The sequence below is a fragment of the Bacteroidota bacterium genome (assembly GCA_036522515.1).
In the GTDB taxonomy this organism is placed as follows: Bacteria; Bacteroidota; Ignavibacteria; order UBA10030; family SZUA-254; genus VBOC01.
On sequence record DATDFQ010000046.1, the window covers coordinates 1 to 2,683 of the forward strand.

At 62.8% G+C, this 2,683-nt stretch carries 1 protein-coding gene; it reads left to right on the forward strand.

All coding sequences use genetic code 11. From position 1 onward, the window contains the following. Positions 1-41: 41 nt before the first annotated feature. On the forward strand, positions 42-2,683 hold a 2,642-nt coding region (locus VI215_08640), incomplete at its 3' end, for a hypothetical protein (protein HEY6192374.1).

The following is a 2,683-nucleotide window of genomic DNA, read 5'->3' on the forward strand; positions in this document are numbered from 1 at the left end:
GCAGGAGGAATGCGATGAGACTCGCGAGAAGAGCGCTCTTGATGGCGTTCATGTTACTGGTGCTTCTGGCTGCTTTAGCCTCGGCCCAGACTCAGAGGTCGGAGACCGACCCCAGAAATCAGGCTCCGACGGTCGGCACGGGTGGCCCTCCCGGAGGCCCCACCGGACTTTTCACCATTTATGACGGGTCAACTTTGCGCCGTGGCGAGTTCACCTTCTCCATTGCCTATTCCAACTTTGATCGTGACCCGGGCAATGTCGACATCACGGAGATTCCCGTCTCCTTTCAGGTCGGACTTGGTGACCACTTGGAGTTATTCTTCAACACCGATGCCTACAAGGGCGTCAAGGTCAACAATCCTCTGAACCTGTCTGGTTTCTACCTGCCCAACTCGCAGGTCTACTTCAACGGCACGACCGCGCTGGGCTCTGCGCCTGCCATCATCCTGGCTCCCAGTGGCCCTAACGTCGGCACGCTCAATGGCTCGGCCATCTTTCGTCCGCCGTTCTGTCCGCAGTGTGCCGCGCAGTTTGCCGCAGGCTCGGCCTTCAACACCTATTACCTGTCGGGTCAGCCCTTCGTGCAGTTTCCCTTTTCGGGCGGCAACGCGGGCAACTTCGGTCAGGGGCCGGGCGGAACACAGAGCTTCCCCAACGGCTTAGGCACATTCTTCGGCTTCCCAGGCTTCAACGCCACCCTGGGGCCGCCCGTCGCACAGAACAACAGCGGCAACTTCGGCCCGGCCGATAACTTCCCCGGCATCGGTTCCGTGGTCGGCGGCATTCTGCCGGGCGTGGTGCTGGCGACGACGACTTTCCCCTTCCCGGCTGCCGGGACACCGACGGCTCCCAACGGAGCGGTGCAGGGACAGTTGACCGTGCCTGCGACCTTTACGATTTCACCTTCTTACCTGCCGGATGCGCCCTTTATCAATCGGCTCTACGGGCAGACGGCCTTTTCGACCTTTACGATCGGCGGCAAGTGGCTGCTGACGGATGTCAACAATCCGCTGGGGTTCGCTCTGCTGGGCTTCTATCGCTGGTACGGCGATGACGGCAACGACCTCGGCTCCTTCAACCAATTGCAGAGGGGCGCGAGCCCGGCAGGCGACATCGGCGACTTCGGCTTAGGAGCAATCCTTTCAGGACGACTCTCGCGCTCAGCCAACCTGTCGGTCAACGCCACTTACATTCTGAACTCGAACCCGTCGGGAACATTCCCAACCGGAGAGTTCACGATGCTGGACAGACCGGACGAGTTCCAGTTCGGCGTCGGGGCGGACTTCCCCGTCAACAAGCACTTCCAGCCGATCGCGGAGTTTCGTGGCACGCGCTACGTGGGCGGACGCACACCGAATGCGTTTGAGAACAATCCGATCGAGTTTCTGGCGGGTGTGAGAATCTTCCCGCGCCGATGGTGGGGATTGAGTGCGGCTTACAGGATGCATCTGGATCAGCAGGACTCTTCGCTGTTCAACGATGTGAACTTCAACACGACCGTGCCGTCGAGCACGGTGATCATCCCGGCACGGCCGGGGACAACGGCTGGCGGGACGTTCACCGTACCGGCGAGATCGGCGGCTGCAACGGCCGGCGGGTTCCCGCGCGGGTTCGTGGAATCGGAAGACCCGCACGGGTTCCTCTTCCAGTTCTGGATTGGACACAGAAATGCACGCGCGCCGGAGATACTGCCGAACCAGCCACCGACGGTGAACCTGGCGGCCTCCTCGTCGACAGTGACGAAGGCAGCCAACTGCCAGGCAGGCTTCGGGCCCAACCCGGCCTGCACACCGACCTCGGATCAGGTGCAGTTGACGGCCAACGCCTCTGACCCTGACGGCGATACATTGCTCTATACGTATTCGACGACGGGCGGACAGATCACGGGCGATGGGCCGAACGTGACGTGGAACCTGGCGGGAGTCACACCTGGGACGTACACGGCGACGGTGGAAGTGGACGACGGCTGCGGCTGCGTCTCCTTCTCCTCGACGACGGTGACGGTCAACGAATGCGACTGCGTGCCGTTGTGCCCGACGATCACGGTTGACTGCCCGACGCAGTTGGTGGAACTGGGGCAATCGGCGACGGTATCGGCGAACATCTCTGGTGGGCCGCCGAACATGTCGTTGACCTACAACTGGTCGGTGAGCGGCGGAACGATCAGCGGCGGACAGGGCACGCCATCGATCACGGTGGACACGACGGGAGCAGGCGGACAGACGATCACGGCGACAGTCGAGGTCGGAGGGCTCGCACCGGAGTGCCAGCGGACGGCGAGTTGCTCGTTCACGGTCAATCAGCCGACGGTGTCACGCAAGTTCGATGAGTACGGAGACATCCGGTTCAACGACGAGAAAGCGCGGTTGGATAACTACGCGATCCAGTTGCAGAACGAGCCGGGAGCGACGGGCTACATCGTGGTGTATGCGGCGCGGACGGGCCCGGCGGGGCAGGCGCAGGCGAGAGCCGACCGAGCGAAGGACTACCTGGTGAACACGCGCGGGATCGATGCGGCGCGAATCATGACGATCGACGGAGGATGTCGCGAGGAGTTGACGGTGGAGTTGTGGATCACGCCGCAGGGAGCGACGCCGCCGACGGCGGATGCGGCCACGACGGTACCGTGTGAGCCGCGAGCGACGAGGAGGACGACGCGCCGCAGTCGTCGCGGTCGTGATGA